Genomic DNA, 17,104 nt, shown 5'->3' with positions numbered 1-17,104 from the left:
TGCGAGGTGACAAATCATGAAAAAGCAGCGAATGGTGGTCAAAATTGGCAGCAGTTCTTTGACAACGAAAAATGGCGGACTGAGTGATGAGAAGTTGCATGAGCATGTGGGTGCGCTTGCCCGTTTAAAGCAGCTGGGGCATGAGGTGATCCTCATTTCATCCGGAGCGGTTGCAGCAGGGTTTGCTGACTTGGGTTATCCTTCACGCCCCAAAACAATTGCCAGCAAGCAGGCAGCTGCAGCAGTAGGACAGGGATTATTACTAAAAGGGTATACGGAAGAATTTAAACGACACGATATTGTCGCAGCACAATTACTGCTGACACGGCAAAACTTCCTGCATAAAGATCAATATAACAATGCCAATGCAACCTTATCCGAGCTCTTAAAACGCAATGTACTGCCGATTATTAATGAAAATGATTCCGTGGCAGTGGATGAATTAACCTTTGGCGATAATGACATGTTATCAGCATTGGTAAGCGGCTTGGTTCATGCGGATTTTTTAATGATCCTGACCGATATCAACGGCATCTATGATCAAAATCCGCGAACACATCCGAATGCAGAAAGGTATAACTATCTTCATGACATTGATGAAGCGTTAATTTATCGTGCTTCCGGAACCGGTACAAAGGTGGGTACCGGCGGGATGAAATCAAAACTGGAGGCAGCAAGAACAGCATTGAATGTGGGGGTTAAAGTGTTTATTGGATGTCCAACCGGTGAAGAAAAATTGGTTGATATTCTCGCCGGAAATGGGGACGGAACCTATATCGGCGACACCTCCATACCGAGCATGAACACGTCCAAACAATGGCTCGCGCTCCATTCTATTCCGACCGGGAAAATTGAGGTTGACAAGGGTGCTGCACTTGCTATATTGGAACATGGCAAAAGTCTGCTTCCGGCCGGTGTAGCAGACATATCGGGAACATTTCGGGCAGATGAAGTCGTCCGGGTTGCCGATGACAGGGGCAATATTATCGGAAGAGGCAAAGTGAATTTTTCATCCGATCAACTATTGGAAATTAAAGGGTTGTCCAGTTCAGAAGCAATGATGAAAATCAACAGTAATCAACGCGTTGTGATTCACAGGGATCATTGGGTGAGTAAAAAACGAAAGGAGAATGAAGCATGACCGAAATCATGCAGGATAATGAGTTAATTCAAAAAGCCGCAAAAGCAAAAACTGCATCTACCAAATTGGCAAAAGCAACGACAGAACAGAAAAACCAAGCACTTTATGCCATTTCCGAACAGCTGATCAACGAACAAGCATTTATTTTAGAAGAAAACAATAAAGATCTGCTGGCCGGAAAAGAAAATGGAATGAGCGAATCGTTACTTGACCGCTTAAAGTTGAATGAAGGACGCATAAAAGACATAGCAGGTGCCCTTATTCAATTAACAAAACTTGAAGATCCGATTGGGGAAGTGCTGGACAAATGGGAACGTCCAAATGACCTTAGCATCGCCCAAATCCGTGTTCCGCTTGGCGTAGTAGGCATGATTTATGAGGCCAGACCAAATGTGACGTTGGACGCATCAAGTCTCTGTTTAAAAACAGGAAATGCCGTATTGCTACGCGGAAGTTCAACAGCCATCAACTCCAATAAAGCCATTGTCAATGTCATTCAGCATGCACTTGAATCGACTGATTTGCCAACAGACGCTGTACAATTGCTGGAAGACACGCGGCGGGAAACGACATCCGAAATGTTCAAGTTGAACGACTATCTCGATGTATTAATCCCACGCGGCGGCGCAAAATTGATTCAGACCGTGGTCGAAAATTCGACGGTCCCTGTATTGGAAACTGGTGCAGGCAATGGTCACGTTTATATTGATGAAACAGCCGATCCAAAGATGGCCGTTGATATTGCCATCAATGCCAAAACACAACGTCCGTCTGTATGCAATGCGTGTGAAAACATTCTTGTCCAGCGTGACTGGGCATCCAACCATATAGCCGATTTAATAACCGCACTGCAGGAAAAAGAAGTCCAGATTCATGGAGATGAAGCGGTACAACAGGCAGGAACAAATATCACTCCAGCAACCGAAGAAGATTACGGCACCGAATATTTAGGGCTGGAAGTTGCATTAAAAGTTGTTGAAAACACTGACGAAGCTATTCAACACATTAATCAATATGGCACAAAACATTCCGAAGCGATTATTTCTGCCTCAGCGGAAAATGTAGACCAATTTTTCACAGAAGTTGATGCAGCAGCAGTCTATCACAACGCTTCAACCCGCTTTACAGATGGATTTGAGTTTGGGTTTGGTGCTGAAATTGGGATTAGTACACAGAAACTTCATGCCCGTGGACCGATGGGGTTAGTTGCTTTGACTTCGAGTAAGTATGTTGTTAGAGGGGATGGGCAGGTGAAGTAGAACATGGGTCTTGTTCGTTTTATCAGAAATAGGACGCTCTAGTCCTTTGGGGTAGCTTAAACTTAAAATGAATAGAGAAATCGCATCATGCGTAGTGCCGCACAAGTCCCTGATTTTTTTGAATAAGTGAGTAGGTCTTCTTCTGCTCCAGTAAGAAATCATCACTATTGTGCAGAGTTTGTAGTGATTTTCCATTGGCAGAAAACCGTACTCTTTTTGACGAACTTACAAATCTCTGATAAATCCCCGCTTAGGGGTAACAGGTTAACCCGGAAAGAGTTAACCTGTTTTATTAAATTCTTTATTTGAATTCCAGGGTAGGTATAAATTTTTTATCCGGCACTTTCCGTGTTCTTATTAAACTTTTCATTTATCCGTTTTTTAGCTTCCTCTAAACCTTTTTCGTTAATATTGTCTAGCTTGTTTTCCATGTAATCGGAATACGCTTCAAACTGATCGGTTCGTTCGGATAATTTCGAATCAAGGTAATCAAAGGCTTCCCCGGTTATATATCCATTTTCCCTAAGTCCTGATAGTGTGCCGCTAATGTTCAAGTATTCATGCCAATTTTGATCTCCCCATTCATTGGTGAATCCCAATATGTCAAATACTTGTTCATTATATTCTATATTTGCTTCGTGACCGGCACTCGTTTTCCAATCCTCCCACTTATCGGCAATATTTTGAGCCTTTTCAAATTGCTTTTTTAACTGTTCCTGATTTTGTATGGTAGCGAAAGTTCCATTAAGTTTTTTAGATATTTCTTTCAGTTGTTTTTGTCCTTCGTTGTCTACATCAAAACCAATAACATTTACGATCGGGTTTATATTGGATTCGCCTAATTTTTTTGCAGCTTTTACCGGATTTCCTTCGCAAGTTGATACACCATCACTTACAAGATAAATAATATTCGTATTCTTTTTGGCTGGATACTGTGCAAGATCATTTTTTGCCTCATTCAGCGCAAGGGCAATCGGAGTCCAGCCGGCTGGATTAAACTTATTTAAAGCATCATTGAATTTATCTTTATTATAATGTTGGAGGTTATAAACCAGCTTGGAACTGCTGCAGGAAAGTTCTTTATCACTATCCGAACCTGTTCCTTTATGACCATATACACGAAGGCCAACTTTGGCTTTTCCGGGAAGCGATTTTGCAAATGACCGAATGGATTCTTTTGCTGATTCCATTTTAGTTTGTTCGCCAGCATCTCCAGCCATGCTTCCACTCGCATCAATAATAATTTCGACATTTAAATTTTGCTTGAAATGAAACCGTTTATCTTTTATTTCGGGGCTGCCAAACCGGGAATATTTCAGCTCCTTCACCAGCTTTTTGGGAGAAGGATAATCCTCATGGAACAAGAACACCATTTTTCGCCAATAGGCATCCATTCTTTCTTTTGAAACACCCTCTTCCAATTTCGGGAATTTCTTAAAGAACTCCAACACCTCTTCCAAGTCCTCTTCTCTATGTTTATTAGATCCGCTAATATTATAGTCGGACAATTTTCCGTTTGGCTGATTAGCAATTTCTTCAATTGTTTGAGGAACTTCAGCCGTGTCCAGAAGTTTGTCCCATCCATATTTGTTGTTTTCTTTGCCTGTGTCCTCACCCGAAGATTCTTTTTTCACTTCCTTCTTCTCAATATTTTTATCATCACTTTGATTGCCCATTTCATCCGTGCAAGCTCCCAAAATGCAAATGAGTAGTGCCGTTAAAATAACTAGGTATAATTTCTTTGTCATGAATTAAGCTCCTTTGCATGCCTATTTCGTAATGAATATGTAATTTATCGTAACATATCCGACTGCAAAAAAGTGGAATCCTTTTTCTAGTGCCCTCAATTTCGATTATATACCTTGTGATTTTATTTGTTCAGATGTATATTATGTTTAATATACAAAATTACACTCTTTTTGGAAAAGTGGTGAAGTATATGGAAAATGATAAGGAGGAAGATAAAATGCCTGTCCTATCATTAACTGAACAATATATATTAGATGAACAAGCAGCAAAGAAGATTATTTCCACCTCCCCAATCACATTGCGTAAAAGCGACGAATTTAATGATTTATATTTAAGTGATAAGGAAAGGATTGCTTACGCTTCGAACATCCTAAAATCTAGAAAATGTAAATTATAGATTTATCAAATCTTATTGAAGCTGGTGAGGAGAGTGAAGTACGAGGCCTGAAAATTGTATGTGTGGAGTATGAGCCAAATGAAAAATTGGAAAGCTTTTATTCAACTAATTCTTTTAAATTCTTGCAACAAAACTCCAATGGAAATAATTTAGCCTTTATAAGGTTATCGTAGCGCCGTAAGAAATAATTGAGCCGTTCCTCATAATGGATGTGCGGTTCTTTTTTGTTTTAGCTGTATATTGCTTCATCTTCCCCGGAACTCCCCCTTGTTCTTTACTCAATTTCATCGTCGTCAAGGTAATCAATCATTTTATCAGCAAGACTATGGGATTGCAGTTTAATTTGAGCCCTTTTTTCAAGATACTTTTCCCAATTTGGCTGATCCATTAGCTGATTGGTTTCAATCCTCCATTTACCACTGCCTTGTAGCGTTTGGGTGGCTTTTAGATTTCCATCTGCACAATGTCTTCTAACCATTTGTGGGGAAATTCCCATTATATCAGCTGCACCAGTAACATTTACGTAATAAGGGATACCAAACTGTTTACTGAGCGCTTGGAATACCTCTTTTTTCTCATCTTCATCAAGCATTGCAGTAATTTTTTCTTTTTCTTTCTCAAGGGCTTCAGTGAATCTGATTATTTTCAGGTATTTTTTGGCTCGTTCACTATGAATGGAGTCCTCATCGGGTTTTAGATTGATTTCATCAAGTACCTTCAACATATCATTCACCTTCCTTCCACCTCCATTATACTATGATATCGAAACTAAAAGAAATAAACGAAACTTTGCGAAACCTCATTATATTGTATGCCCAAATTATGTAAAAATAACCACAGATGGGACGGCAGGACATGCTCTTTGTCCCGTCATTAAAACCTATCTCTTCCTGTGAAAAAAACCACATAACTAACAAATATTAGTTAACTATTTTGGATTTGTTGAATATGTTGGTTTTAAGTAGTAAAATATAAATAGAAAGGAGGTAGTTTAAATGGCAACTACGATGGACAATGAACAAAAAACATTATGGAATACTGTGAAGCTTTTAAGCCAATTACAGGATAAAGAAAAGGCTGAAACCCTTCTAAAGACAACAATCGAAAAATCATTGAGACTGATGAATGTTTATACACCAGTTGTTTCGCAATTAAGGTTTTCTGTTCCAGTTGAAAGCTATTTAGATGAAATGAAACAAATAGATGCTCAAATACGGGAGAAAATCGAAATATCCCAGTCTGAACAGATTTTTGAGGAACTGTTGGATTATATCGAAATGATCAGTAAAATGACCGAAAAACCACAAGAAACGAACCGAAAGATGTTGGCATCCATCCTGGCTGAAAAAACACAGAGACCTACTTATGTTGGAAAAATCCTTCATTCACCAATGAATAAAACAGTTGCGACAAATACCCAAAAAGAAAGTAACCATCCCTACTATACAACCAGAGAAGCTGCCCATAAATTAGGTCTCAGTGATCAAACCATCCGGAGAATGTGTGAAAATGAAAGATTTCAAGGCGCGTATCGTTCAGAAGGAGGACACTGGCGAATTCCGGAAGAAAACTTCATAACATCAAAGAAACAAGATAAAAGGATTGACGAATTCTTTGAACAAATTGATATGCGAAACGAAGAAGCGGGGGATGTTGATGAATTCAATCTTTAAGCAAAAAAGTCCCCCGAAAGTTTTTTTGGATACCACGGTATTATGTGGAGCAATACGAAAAAAAGGCGTTAACCGTAAAATCCTCAGAGCTGCCCAGTTTCCTTATTTTTATCGCCCGGTACTTTCAAGGGTTTGTTTATTTGAGTTTGTACGAAATGCTTCAAAAGGTCTTGGTAAAGGCGATTAAATGTTGAAGTATAAGAGTCGGGAGATTGAGTTCTTTTTAAACAAATTCATAAGCCCCATAACAGCGTATTATTCGGATCTTCCGGTAAATAGTATTGTTGGCCGCTATAGTGTGGAAACGATTATAAGAGAGAATCGACCAATTGGAGAGGTGCTAACTGAACTTAGCGGCTGCAGTGATGAAATGGCGGAACAAATTGCCTCTTCTTCAGAATTGAGTGAACCGCTATATCGCTTTGATCAGGAAGATTTTCATGTGTGGGTAACAGCTATTCAGGAAAAATGTGATTCTATCGTCACTGCCAACAGCAGAAGATTCCCGGCCAAAATTGGTAATATAGAGCGAATCCACCCCGCCGATTTTTATGATTTTTTAAATTCAGCTGCAGACTGATAACAATCTAACAATGTAATTACTCCAACCCCGTTCCCAACCGCTTCTTAGCAGTCCTAATCTCAGCAGTCACCGGCATATGTTTCGCAGTTTTAGCCAATCCATAAACAGGCATGTTCCCATAAATCGCTTCATACTTCCCCGCTGGCACGACATACGTTTCATGATAAATACCAACCGCATCGGTATTCCCAATTTTACGGTTGAAGTTTTTCCACGCCTTCAAATGTTTTTGCCCTTTTGAATAGGCAAGCAGATCCTCTTCCGACCGCCAGTAGGTGATCATAACCATTGTGCGAAGCCCGAAGTAATTTTCCATTGACAGAAATCCAAGCTCCTCCTTATTTTCATAATAACCACAGACTCTATTAAAACCGTTATCTTTAGTTAATTTCATATTGAAATTATGTTGCTTGTCCTATATAATTTACAGAAAGGTATGAAAGCGCTTTAAAATAGAAAGGCGAATGAAAAGTGATAAAAAGAAATATAATAAATCGTTATTCTAAAAATACAAGAAGCGTTATTAAATATGTACGTGAAAAGGGACCAATTTCGAGAGCAGATTTATCTGTACAAATGAATATTTCGCAGCCAACAATGACTAGAATTATTGAGAAATTAGTAAAGGCTAAAATTTTGAAGGAGAAAGGGCTAGGGACCTCTTCCGGTGGCAGACGCCCGATCCTATTGGAATTTAATAAGAATTGTTCGTATGCTATTGGAGTTGAATTGGGGAGATCAGATATAAAAGTTGCATTAACAGATTTGGAAGGTAACTTACTTTCATTCGTGATGAAAGAAACAACGCAACAATATACTATTAAAGACATCGTTCAATTGGTAGAAGATAGTATAAATAGTATCTTGTATAAGACAGAGGTTGAGGCTTCCTATATTTTAGGTGTTGGAGTTGGGATGCCGGGGCCACTGAATGAAACAGGAGATGGCCGTCTATCTCCACCAAACTTTTATGGGGAGCACGATGTTGCTTTAAAAGACATTTTAGAAAACAAATTATCTTTTCCAGTAACGATTGATAATGATGCAAATGTCGCTGCGCTCGCTGAAAAGTGGTTTGGAAATGGCATGGAGATTGAAAACTTTGCTTATATCATGGCAGACGTAGGGGTAGGTTCGGGTTTAATTATTCACAATGATATTTATCGTGGAATAAATGGCGAAGCAGGTGAGCTTGGACATTCAACCATTGATGTATTTGGGGAGAAATGTACGTGTGGTAACTATGGATGTTTGGAAACATTTATTTCTTTATCCGCAATTCTTAATAGATTTAAGAAGCGTTTAAAATTGTCAACAAAAGCCGAGCATTCCATGTTTCACCAAAATACCAACCTCATTACTTTTGAAGATATTTTATCTGCTTCTAAAAAAGGTTCGACTATAGCTTCTCAGATTTTAGAAGAGATAGGTTTATACCTTGGTGTTGGTATAGCTAATTTAATTAATTTATATGCACCTGAAACAGTTATTATAGGGGGCAAAATAGGATCATCGCACCCAATAATTATAAAAAAAACTGAAGAGATTTTACAAACAAGGGTGACTGGTATACGAGGAAGAAATACAAAGGTTTTTCAGTCTGATTTACAGAATGGTGTGGTATTGGGTGCTGCTGCACTTGTGATTCATCGTACCTTTTACTAGCTTAACAGGTATTGAAGGAGGTGGCCGTTTTCATGATTGATGGATCGTTTTAGATAACGCGTTGGTTTTTTAGTGAAGTTAAGATAATTAAAATTCGGGAGGTTGCATAGCTTGAAGAAAAAAAGGTTTATGAAACACTTTTCCATTTTTCTATGCCTTGTTTTAACGGTAGGAATCATTAAGATGCCGACACCTCAGAAAGCATCAGCCAAAACGGATGACTCCGATAATACACAGGAAACTGATTTTTTTACTTCATTTGAAAAAAATGATCCACAACCGGATTGGGAAAATACTGTTGAAACGACATCAGATGGTACTAAAAAGGAATCAGGAATAGATGGGAATATTCCTTATGATGGTATCCAGGGGGACATAACAAAGTTGGTTGAAGAAATTACGGTGAGCGCCGAAAATCCTCCAAGTGAAATTGCTTCGAAGTTAATTGATGGCGATGACCAGACAAAATGGCTTGCCTTTGAATCAACAGCATGGATTGAAATGAAGTTATCTGAACCTGAAACTGTCATAAAATACGCCTTCACTTCCGGCAATGATGCACCTGGACGTGATCCCAAAAATTGGACAGTCTATGGGTCAAATAATGGTGATGACTGGTCAAAGCTGGATGAAAGAAGCGGTGAAAACTTCACGGAACGTTATCAGCGAAAAATCTATGAATTTGAAAATGATACCGCTTATAAATATTACCGCATTAAAATAAACGCAAATGCCGGTGATGACTTAACACAGTTGGCTGAGATTAATTTATCAAATGGAATCGATGTACCGCCGCCACCACCATCTGATATGAAAACACATACAGGAGATGGTCCCGATAGCAGTTACACAGGAAAAACAAATGCTGGCTGGACTGGAATGAAGGCTTTCCATTATGCGGGCACGCATTTAAAGGAGGGAAGAGCCTATTCGTATAACAAAGTTTTTGATGTAGATATTGAAATTACGCCGGAAACCGAGCTATCCTATTTCATCCATCCGCAATTGATGGGGGAAGAGAATATGGATTATTCCAGCACCTTTGTTTCTGTCGACTTGGCATTTGCTGATGGAACTTATCTTAGTGAGCTTGGTGCGAAAGATCAACACGGCATTAAAATGAATCCTCAGGCACAGGGGAAATCAGAGACATTATATCCAAATCAATGGAATTATAAAGTCGCTGATATAGGAAAAGTTGCTGCTGGCAAAACGATTGAAAGAATACTAGTTGCTTATGATAATCCTGAAGGGCCTGGTATTTTTCAAGGTAGTATTGATGACATCAAAATTGACGGCAATCCCAAGACAGAAAGTTACTCAAGTCCTGTTGATTATGTGAATATATTAAGGGGAACCAATTCCAATGGCACGTTTTCAAGAGGTAATAACTTTCCAGCGATAGCTGTTCCCCATGGATTTAATTTTTGGACTCCGGCGACCGATGCAGGTTCAACAAGTTGGTTATACAGCTATCAACAGGCGAATAATGAGAAGAATCTTCCGGAAATCGAAGCATTTTCACTCAGTCATGAAACGAGTCCATGGATGGGAGATAGACAGACGTTTCAGGTAATGCCGTCGTCTGCTGAACAGCCGAGTGCAAATCGGGACGAAAGAGCATTAGCCTTTACACATAAAAATGAAACGGCAAAACCACATTACTACTCGGTAACATTTGAAAATGGGATCAAAACGGAAATCACTCCAACAAACCATGCTGCAATGTTCCGATTTACCTTTAATGATGGTAACTCGAATCTCATCTTTGATAATGTTAATAATAATGGGGGTCTGTCGCTAAAACCAGATAAGCAGGCTATTACCGGATATTCCGATGTTAAAAGTGGTCTTTCGGCAGGGGCATCTCGAATTTTTATTTATGCCACTTTTGACCAAAAGATATCGGAAAGCGGGAAATTAACAGGCGAGAATAGAGATAATGTTTCCGGTTATATTGGATTTAATACAACAGAAGAAGATAAAACGGTAACCATGAAAATCGCAACTTCACTGATTAGCGTTGAACAGGCCAAGAAAAATCTGAAACAGGAAATCAGCCCGGAAGATACATTTGAATCGTTAAAAGCAGATGCAAAAGAGAAGTGGAATGAAAAATTGGGTATCATTGAGGTTGAAGGGGCAAGTGAGCAAGAGCTTGTTACACTACATTCCAATATGTACCGTCTCTTCCTGTACCCGAATAAGTCCTATGAAAATACCGGAACAGTAGAGAAGCCGGTGTACAAATATGCCAGTCCGTTTTCGGAACATGCAGGTGAGCCGACTCCGACCGAAACCGGGGCAAAAATTGTAAAAGGAAAACCTTATGTAAATAATGGTTTTTGGGATACTTACAGAACGACATGGCCGGCTTATTCACTGTTGACACCAACACAGGCGGGTAAAATGATTGATGGATTTGTGCAACAGTATAAAGATGGCGGTTGGATTTCCAGGTGGTCATCACCAGGATATGCGAATCTTATGGTTGGAACTAGCTCCGACGTTGCATTTGCCGATGCTTATTTGAAAGGCGTAACCAATTTTGACGTGTTAGCTTTTTATGAATCTGCATTGAAAAATGCAGCAGTTGTGAGCAAAAATGAAGCTGTCGGAAGGAAAGGGCTTGAAACTTCAATTTTTGACCGCTTTACAAATACCCAAACAGGTGAAGGCATGTCATGGGCATTGGATGGTTATATTAATGATTTTGCGATAGCCAATATGGCAAAGGCACTCTCCGGACAAGCAGATAAAGGTGATCCTGATTATGAACAATACAGGACTGACTATAAATATTACATGAACCGTGCACAAAATTACGTAGAAATGTTTAATCCAAAAGTGGACTTCTTTATGGGTAAGAAACCATCGGGAGAATGGCGGACTACTCCACAGAAATTCGACCCGCGTGAATGGGGAGGCGACTATACGGAAACGAATGCCTGGAATATGGCCTTCCATGTTCCCCAGGATGGACAAGGATTAGCAAATTTATATGGCGGGCGAAATAAATTGGCGGATAAACTGGATACATTTTTCTCCACTCCGGAGAGAGCATCACATCCAGGTCATTATGGTGGTTTAATCCATGAAATGCGCGAAGCAAGAGATGTAAGAATGGGCATGTATGGTCACAGTAATCAACCATCGCACCACATCGCTTATATGTATAACTATGCCGGACAACCTTGGAAAACGCAGGAGAAAGTTCATGAGGTGATGTCACGACTGTATATCGGCAGTGAAATTGGACAAGGTTATCCGGGTGATGAGGATAATGGGGAAATGTCAGCCTGGTATATCTTCAGTGCAGCAGGTTTTTATCCATTGCAAATGGGGAAACCGGAATATGCGATTGGTGCACCATACTTTGAAAAAATGACAATTCATCTTGAAAACGGCAACGATATTGTTATCAAGGCACCGAATGTAAGTGATAAAAATAAATATGTACAGGGATTAAAAGTAAATGGGAAGTCCTATAACAAGCTGACAATCTCCCATGACATGCTGACAAAAGGAGCAACGTTGGAATTTGAAATGGGACAGGAACCATCGGAGTGGGGCACAAGTGAAAATGCATTACCATCTTCCATAACCCCTGCTTCAACGGATGGGTCATCATTGCTTCCATTTCCGTTAAGGGATTTGACGGATCACTTACTTGAAAAGGATAAAGCAAAAACCTTAACAAGTGATAAATCAAATGCGGCCCATTTATTTGACAATACATCAGAGACAGACCTGACCTTAAATGGAGACCAGCCTTGGATCCAATTTAAGTACAAGCACCATAGGAAAAGGGCACAGATGTATACCGTAACAACAGCAGAGGATCCAACACAAGATCCAAGGAGTTGGGAATTGCAAGGATCCAATGATGGTGAAAATTGGGCGGTTCTTGACAGAAGAGAAGATATATCTTTTAAATGGCGAAAGTTTACAAAACCTTTTTTAATTGAAAATCCTGGTAAGTACACGTACTACAGACTCAGCGTTAACGAAAATGGAGGTGCTTCTTCCACTTCATTTGCCGAAATTGAATTACTTGGTTATGGAGATATGGGTAACCAATTTGAAAAAGTGCATAGCGTTTTGAATGAATTTATAAAAAGTGGAGATATCTCAGGACCGCGGGCTAAGCAATTGACAAAAAAATTGCAGCAAGCAGGAGACCAATATGATAAAGAACATTTTCCACAATCTATTAAGAAGTTGCGGGGATTCTTGAAACACTTAAACAAAGAGAACCCAGGTCATGTCTCCGATGAAGCCGAGGACCAACTAAGTGCAGACATTCATTCTTTAATGGAGTTAATTTTGCGGCAAACTGAGAAATAGTATTAAAAAGTAAAAAGGTAAACGTTAAAGGGTTAAAATACCATCCGACATTTCATGAAATACGGTGGTATTTTAACCCTTTTGTTTTTGGAAAACCGTATTGTTATACCTGACAGTTGGCTGGATGGTTAGGCTCCATTATAGGCTGGTTATTTTAATATGCGAGAAATGAAAGGGGTTGAAAATATTCAAAATTAATGTATAATTTCAATAAATAATTGTACTATAATTTTGTAGTACAAAATATAATAATGTAAACGCTTACTAAAACTTTGATGAGGAGGAAAAAAGATGGACGGCGCTACGACAGTGGGGTTTGTGTCAATACTGCCTCCGTTAATTGCTATTGTACTTGCTTTTTGGACTAGGGATACCATTTTGTCCTTGGCAATTGCTTGTGTTGTTGGAGTTCTTATGGCGGGGGAAGGATTACTCGGGTTTCCGAATTTAATGAAGGAAGCGTTGGGGAATGCAAGCTTTTCGTGGATTTTCTTGTTGGAAATTTTTATTGGCATTTTAATTGCTTTCTTTCAACGTACAGGAGCAATTCAAAGTTTTACCGACATTATTAGTAATAAAAATTACTCAAGGAAGCGTATTGGGATGTCCACTTGGTTTATGGGACTGTTTGTATTCTTTAGTGATTACTTTAGCCCGGTATTTGTTGGATCCACGATGAGAAAGGTGACCGATAAGGTGAAAATTTCTCGTGAAAAGTTAGCTTATATTTGTGATTCCACATCTGCACCGGTAAGTGTCATTGTCCCGATTACTGGGTGGGCTGTGTTTATATCTGGTTTATTAATTGGGATGGGTCCGATACAAAATGAAGCTGCCGCCTTGGACGTTTTTACTAAATCTATTCCGTTCAATTTCTACGCCGTGTTCTCTGTATTATTGGTTGGGCTCGTTACATCCGGCATCATCAAAGATTTTGGTCCAATGAAAAAGGCAGAAAAAAGAGCAATTACCGAGGGGAAATTAATACGAGATAATTCAGACCCATTAATCTCGAAAGAATTAACTAATATTGCTCCATATTTCGAGGATAAATTATTAAGCATTACATGGAACTTTTTTATGCCTGTGTTGCTTATTATCGTTATTGCAGTGGGTACTTATATTGGTTTAGGGTCTGCAAAAACAATGGAAGCATTTCTCGCGGCAGCCATTTTTTTAGGCATTGTAATGCGGGTTCAGGGAATACCGGTGAAAGATATTATGGATACCGCTATGAATGGGATAAAAGGTATAATGCCAGCTGTTATGATTCTGGTTTTTGCTTATACGATAAATGAACTAAGTGAACAAATGGGAACGGCCAATTATTTGGTTCAAGTAACTGAATCGTGGCTTAATCCTGGGTTATTACCGGCAATAACGTTTTTGCTTGCAGCCTTGATATCATTCTCTACAGGGACATCATGGGGAACTTTTGGAATCATGATTCCAATTGCAGTTCCTTTAGCATTTAGTTTTGCAGGGGGTGACGTTAATACGGTTGTTCTAGCAACTATTGCTGCAGTCGCAGGTGGAGGAGTCTTTGGCGATCATTGCTCTCCACTTTCAGATACAACAATCCTAGCTTCGACAGGTGCAGCTGTTGACCATATTGATCATTGCCGCACACAGATTCCTTACGCAGTGGTAGTTGGCGTTATCGGATTATGTATATATTTAGCACTTGGATTGTTAGTTTAAGAGGGAGGTTTTTCTAATGAAAGTTGTTGTGTTAGGTGGGTCAGGTTTACAAGGCAGGGCAGCATTGCAGGATCTAGGTAATAACGAGGATGTAAAGAAAGTTATATGTGCTGACGTATCTTTTGAAGACTTAGATTCGTTTAGTCGTCACTTGAATATGGAGAAAATAGAAAAAAGGGAAGTGGATGCTACCTCAGCGGAAGAATTAGAAATACTTTTCGCAGAGGACATTGATATTGTGATTGATTTACTTCCAAAACAATTTAATGACTTTATTGCAAAAGTAGCCATTAAAACAGAGGTGCCATTGGTTAATTGTTCATATGCTAATGGGTTATCGGATGAAGTATTTGAGAAAGCAAAGGAAAAAGGGGTTTCCATAGTGCCTGAGTCCGGTTTAGACCCGGGAATTGATTTGGTGCTATGTGGTTATGGTGTCAACCAATTAGATGAAGTTCATGAGATGTATTCATATTGTGGTGGTGTACCGGAGGCCAACGCAGCTGATAACATATTAAAATATAAAATTTCCTGGAATTTAGATAGTATCCTGATGTCATATAAACGTCCGTCTGTAATGAAACAAAATGGTGAGATTGTTGATATTCCTGCTAAGGAACAACATAATAAGGAGTGGATAAACGATATTACCGTATCTGGAATTCAGGGACTTGAATCAATTCCGAATGGTGATGCAATGAGTTTTGCGGAAACGTTGGGAATTGATTATGAAGTAATTAATATGGAGCGCCGGTCTATTCGATGGTCCGGGCACGCTCAGGTTTTGCGTGACATAAAAGAATTGGGATTATTGGAAACAGTACCCGTTGAGGGAATAGAAGATCATATTACACCTTATGAATTTATGAAAAAACATCTGGAACCTCGCCTGCAATATAAAAAGGATGAGAAAGATCTTGTACTAATGAAAAATATTATTAGAGGTAAAAAGAATGGCCAGAGCCAGGAAATAATCTATGAGATGCTGGACAAAAGAGATTCGCATACAGGGTTGTTTGCCATGAATCGAACGGTTGGTTATACAGCCAGCATCGTGGCTCAAATGGTTGCGAATGGAACTATAACCAAAAAAGGTGTGCTTTCACCAACTACAGATATACCTCATAGGTTGTTTATTGACGAGATTAATAAACGTGGCATTACAATTAAGGAAACAAAGCGTCAATTAAATAAATCCTTTGCTTGATGAAAATGTTGAACCCTGTTTTTATATTCATCAATAGCGGAGGTAATATGTGTTGCTAATAAAGAAAAGAATGCCTCCGCTTTATTTTGTTCAATATACTCAATTAACATCTGGTGCTCATTCGGGCCACGGATGTCTTTTTTTTCAGGGATGAAATAAAAACGATCATATAAAGCAAGATAAATATGTGTTTGATCAATCATTTTTTTCGCATGGTTTATTAAAAATCTATTATTACAACTGTTTATTAATAAATAGTGAAATTCCTTGTTCACTTTAATATAGTTCACAAGATTTTTTTGTGTATGCGTTTCTTTTTCCAACTGGATAAGTTCCTTCAATCGGGTAATATCATCAGCGGAAATGGCTTCCATTATTTTTTCCGATGCCAATAATTCAAGCTGTTTACGATGAATAAAAGCATCGGCAATCTCATCGACTGAGGGATTTATCACCATGGCTCCCCTATTAGGTAGTATAGTAAGAAATCCTTCCTCCTTCAGCCGTGAAAATGCATGACGAATTGGAGTTCGACTGATTGAAAGTGAATTTGAAATATCATTCTCCACCAGTTTTTGTCCTGGCACCAGTTTTTGTTCATAAATAGCAGATTTTAATGATTCGTAAACATAATCAATCATGGATTGTTGTTTTTTCATAATGACACACCTAATTTAATGTATTTTCTTAATATTATATATCTATTATATAAGAATTGGGAAAGAAATCATATAGAGATACTTATATCATTTGATAGGCAGAAATATGGATAGGATATTTAAACATGGTATAAAAGTGATTCACCCCAATTAGAACAAATAAACCGTGCTCCGGAACTGTTACTTTGGTGGGTAACGGCGGAAGAAAATTAAAATTGGAGGTCATTGTCAACGTCAACCAGTATGCGCTTGAATCAACTGTTGAAAAACATAAGGCGGGAAACGACATCCGAAATGTTCCAGTTGAATAAATATCTTGATGTTTTAATCCCATGCGGCAGCGGAAGATTGATTCGGACGGTGGTCGAAAACGTTGAAGACGCAATTCAGCACATTAATCAATATGGAACAAAACATTCCAATAGAAAATGTAGAACAATTTTTCACAGAAGTTGATGCAGCAGCTGTCCATCACAACGCTTCAACCCGTTTCACAGATGGCTTTGAATTTGGATTTGGTACTGATATTGGGATAAGTACACTGAAGCATCATGCTCCGGCCGATGCGGTTGGGAGCTTTGACATCGACTAAATATGTAGTTAGGAGAAGTGGGTAGGTGAAGCAGGACACGGGTCCTCTTCATTTTATCAGAAACAGGATGTAAGCATAGGGACGGAGCTTTTGCTTCATATTTCCTAATGGAAGCAGTCGAACCGTCCCAG

14 protein-coding genes and 1 pseudogene are annotated in these 17,104 nt (G+C 39.0%); 11 read left to right on the top strand and 4 right to left on the bottom strand.

The window, feature by feature from the left end:
* Positions 1-16 precede the first annotated feature (16 nt).
* Together proB and ABD010_RS13315 are read left to right on the top strand one after the other, a co-directional pair.
* Positions 17-1,141 carry a glutamate 5-kinase gene (proB, locus tag ABD010_RS13320; protein WP_343813975.1) on the top strand — a complete coding sequence of 375 codons (1,125 nt, stop codon included), beginning with the start codon at positions 17-19 and terminating at the stop codon, positions 1,139-1,141.
* A complete protein-coding gene (locus ABD010_RS13315; protein ID WP_343813973.1) occupies positions 1,138-2,400 on the top strand; it encodes a glutamate-5-semialdehyde dehydrogenase in 1,263 nt (420 codons plus the stop codon). Before proB ends, ABD010_RS13315 begins: the two co-directional genes overlap by 4 nt.
* Before the next feature lie 332 nt (positions 2,401-2,732).
* Here ABD010_RS13315 and ABD010_RS13310 read toward each other — a convergent pair whose 3' ends face one another.
* Positions 2,733-4,148, bottom strand: coding sequence for a VWA domain-containing protein (locus ABD010_RS13310; protein WP_343813970.1), 1,416 nt, complete (start codon positions 4,146-4,148; stop codon positions 2,733-2,735).
* A gap of 191 nt (positions 4,149-4,339) precedes the next feature.
* Between ABD010_RS13310 and ABD010_RS13305 the strand changes: the two genes are divergently transcribed.
* Positions 4,340-4,546, top strand: coding sequence for a hypothetical protein (locus ABD010_RS13305; RefSeq protein WP_343813968.1), 207 nt, complete (start codon positions 4,340-4,342; stop codon positions 4,544-4,546).
* 274 nt (positions 4,547-4,820) lie between these two features.
* On the opposite strand, the gene ABD010_RS13300 is transcribed toward ABD010_RS13305, so the two are convergent.
* Positions 4,821-5,279 (bottom strand): MerR family transcriptional regulator, encoded by a 459-nt coding sequence (locus ABD010_RS13300; RefSeq protein WP_343813966.1) that lies wholly within the window; start codon positions 5,277-5,279, stop codon positions 4,821-4,823.
* Positions 5,280-5,541: 262 nt separating this feature from the next.
* On the opposite strand from ABD010_RS13300, the gene ABD010_RS13295 reads away from it, so the two are divergent.
* From ABD010_RS13295 to ABD010_RS13285, 3 genes are read left to right on the top strand one after another with little or no spacing between them, the layout of a single operon-like run.
* Positions 5,542-6,219: a helix-turn-helix domain-containing protein gene (locus tag ABD010_RS13295; protein ID WP_343813963.1), complete on the top strand. Its 678-nt coding sequence runs from the start codon at positions 5,542-5,544 to the stop codon at positions 6,217-6,219.
* Positions 6,203-6,406 (top strand): hypothetical protein, encoded by a 204-nt coding sequence (locus tag ABD010_RS13290; protein WP_343813960.1) that lies wholly within the window; start codon positions 6,203-6,205, stop codon positions 6,404-6,406. The genes ABD010_RS13295 and ABD010_RS13290 overlap by 17 nt, the downstream gene beginning before the upstream one ends.
* Entirely contained in the window at positions 6,407-6,799 is a 393-nt protein-coding gene (locus ABD010_RS13285; RefSeq protein WP_343813957.1) for a hypothetical protein, read from the top strand. It begins immediately after the preceding gene.
* A gap of 19 nt (positions 6,800-6,818) precedes the next feature.
* Here the strand turns inward: ABD010_RS13285 and ABD010_RS13280 are convergent, their stop codons facing one another.
* Positions 6,819-7,196, bottom strand: coding sequence for a DUF4188 domain-containing protein (locus ABD010_RS13280; protein WP_343813954.1), 378 nt, complete (start codon positions 7,194-7,196; stop codon positions 6,819-6,821).
* A gap of 77 nt (positions 7,197-7,273) precedes the next feature.
* On the opposite strand from ABD010_RS13280, the gene ABD010_RS13275 reads away from it, so the two are divergent.
* The 4 genes from ABD010_RS13275 (at position 7,274) to ABD010_RS13260 (ending at position 15,722) form a co-directional block, all read left to right on the top strand.
* On the top strand, positions 7,274-8,467 hold the full coding sequence (locus ABD010_RS13275) for an ROK family protein (protein WP_343813951.1): 1,194 nt from the start codon (positions 7,274-7,276) through the stop codon (positions 8,465-8,467).
* Between the two features lie 111 nt (positions 8,468-8,578).
* On the top strand, positions 8,579-12,814 hold the full coding sequence (locus ABD010_RS13270) for a GH92 family glycosyl hydrolase (protein ID WP_343813948.1): 4,236 nt from the start codon (positions 8,579-8,581) through the stop codon (positions 12,812-12,814).
* A 291-nt stretch (positions 12,815-13,105) separates the two neighbouring features.
* The gene (locus ABD010_RS13265; protein ID WP_343813945.1) at positions 13,106-14,515 is read left to right on the top strand and encodes a Na+/H+ antiporter NhaC family protein; all 1,410 of its coding nucleotides are present in this window, start codon (positions 13,106-13,108) and stop codon (positions 14,513-14,515) included.
* A gap of 16 nt (positions 14,516-14,531) precedes the next feature.
* Positions 14,532-15,722, top strand: coding sequence for a saccharopine dehydrogenase family protein (locus ABD010_RS13260; protein WP_343813942.1), 1,191 nt, complete (start codon positions 14,532-14,534; stop codon positions 15,720-15,722).
* Here ABD010_RS13260 and ABD010_RS13255 read toward each other — a convergent pair.
* A complete protein-coding gene (locus tag ABD010_RS13255; protein WP_343813939.1) occupies positions 15,698-16,381 on the bottom strand; it encodes a GntR family transcriptional regulator in 684 nt (227 codons plus the stop codon). The two genes, ABD010_RS13260 and ABD010_RS13255, sit on opposite strands and share 25 nt — an antisense overlap.
* Before the next feature lie 360 nt (positions 16,382-16,741).
* Between ABD010_RS13255 and proA the strand changes: the two are divergent.
* Positions 16,742-16,998: pseudogene (gene proA, locus ABD010_RS13250) on the top strand (glutamate-5-semialdehyde dehydrogenase); the annotation flags it as partial.
* Positions 16,999-17,104 lie beyond the last annotated feature (106 nt).

This window comes from Virgibacillus siamensis, from assembly GCF_039522605.1.
Taxonomy (GTDB): domain Bacteria; phylum Bacillota; class Bacilli; order Bacillales; family Amphibacillaceae; genus Lentibacillus; species Lentibacillus siamensis.
Note: the sequence above shows the minus strand (reverse complement) of the source record. Positions and strands in the feature narration are given on the sequence as shown.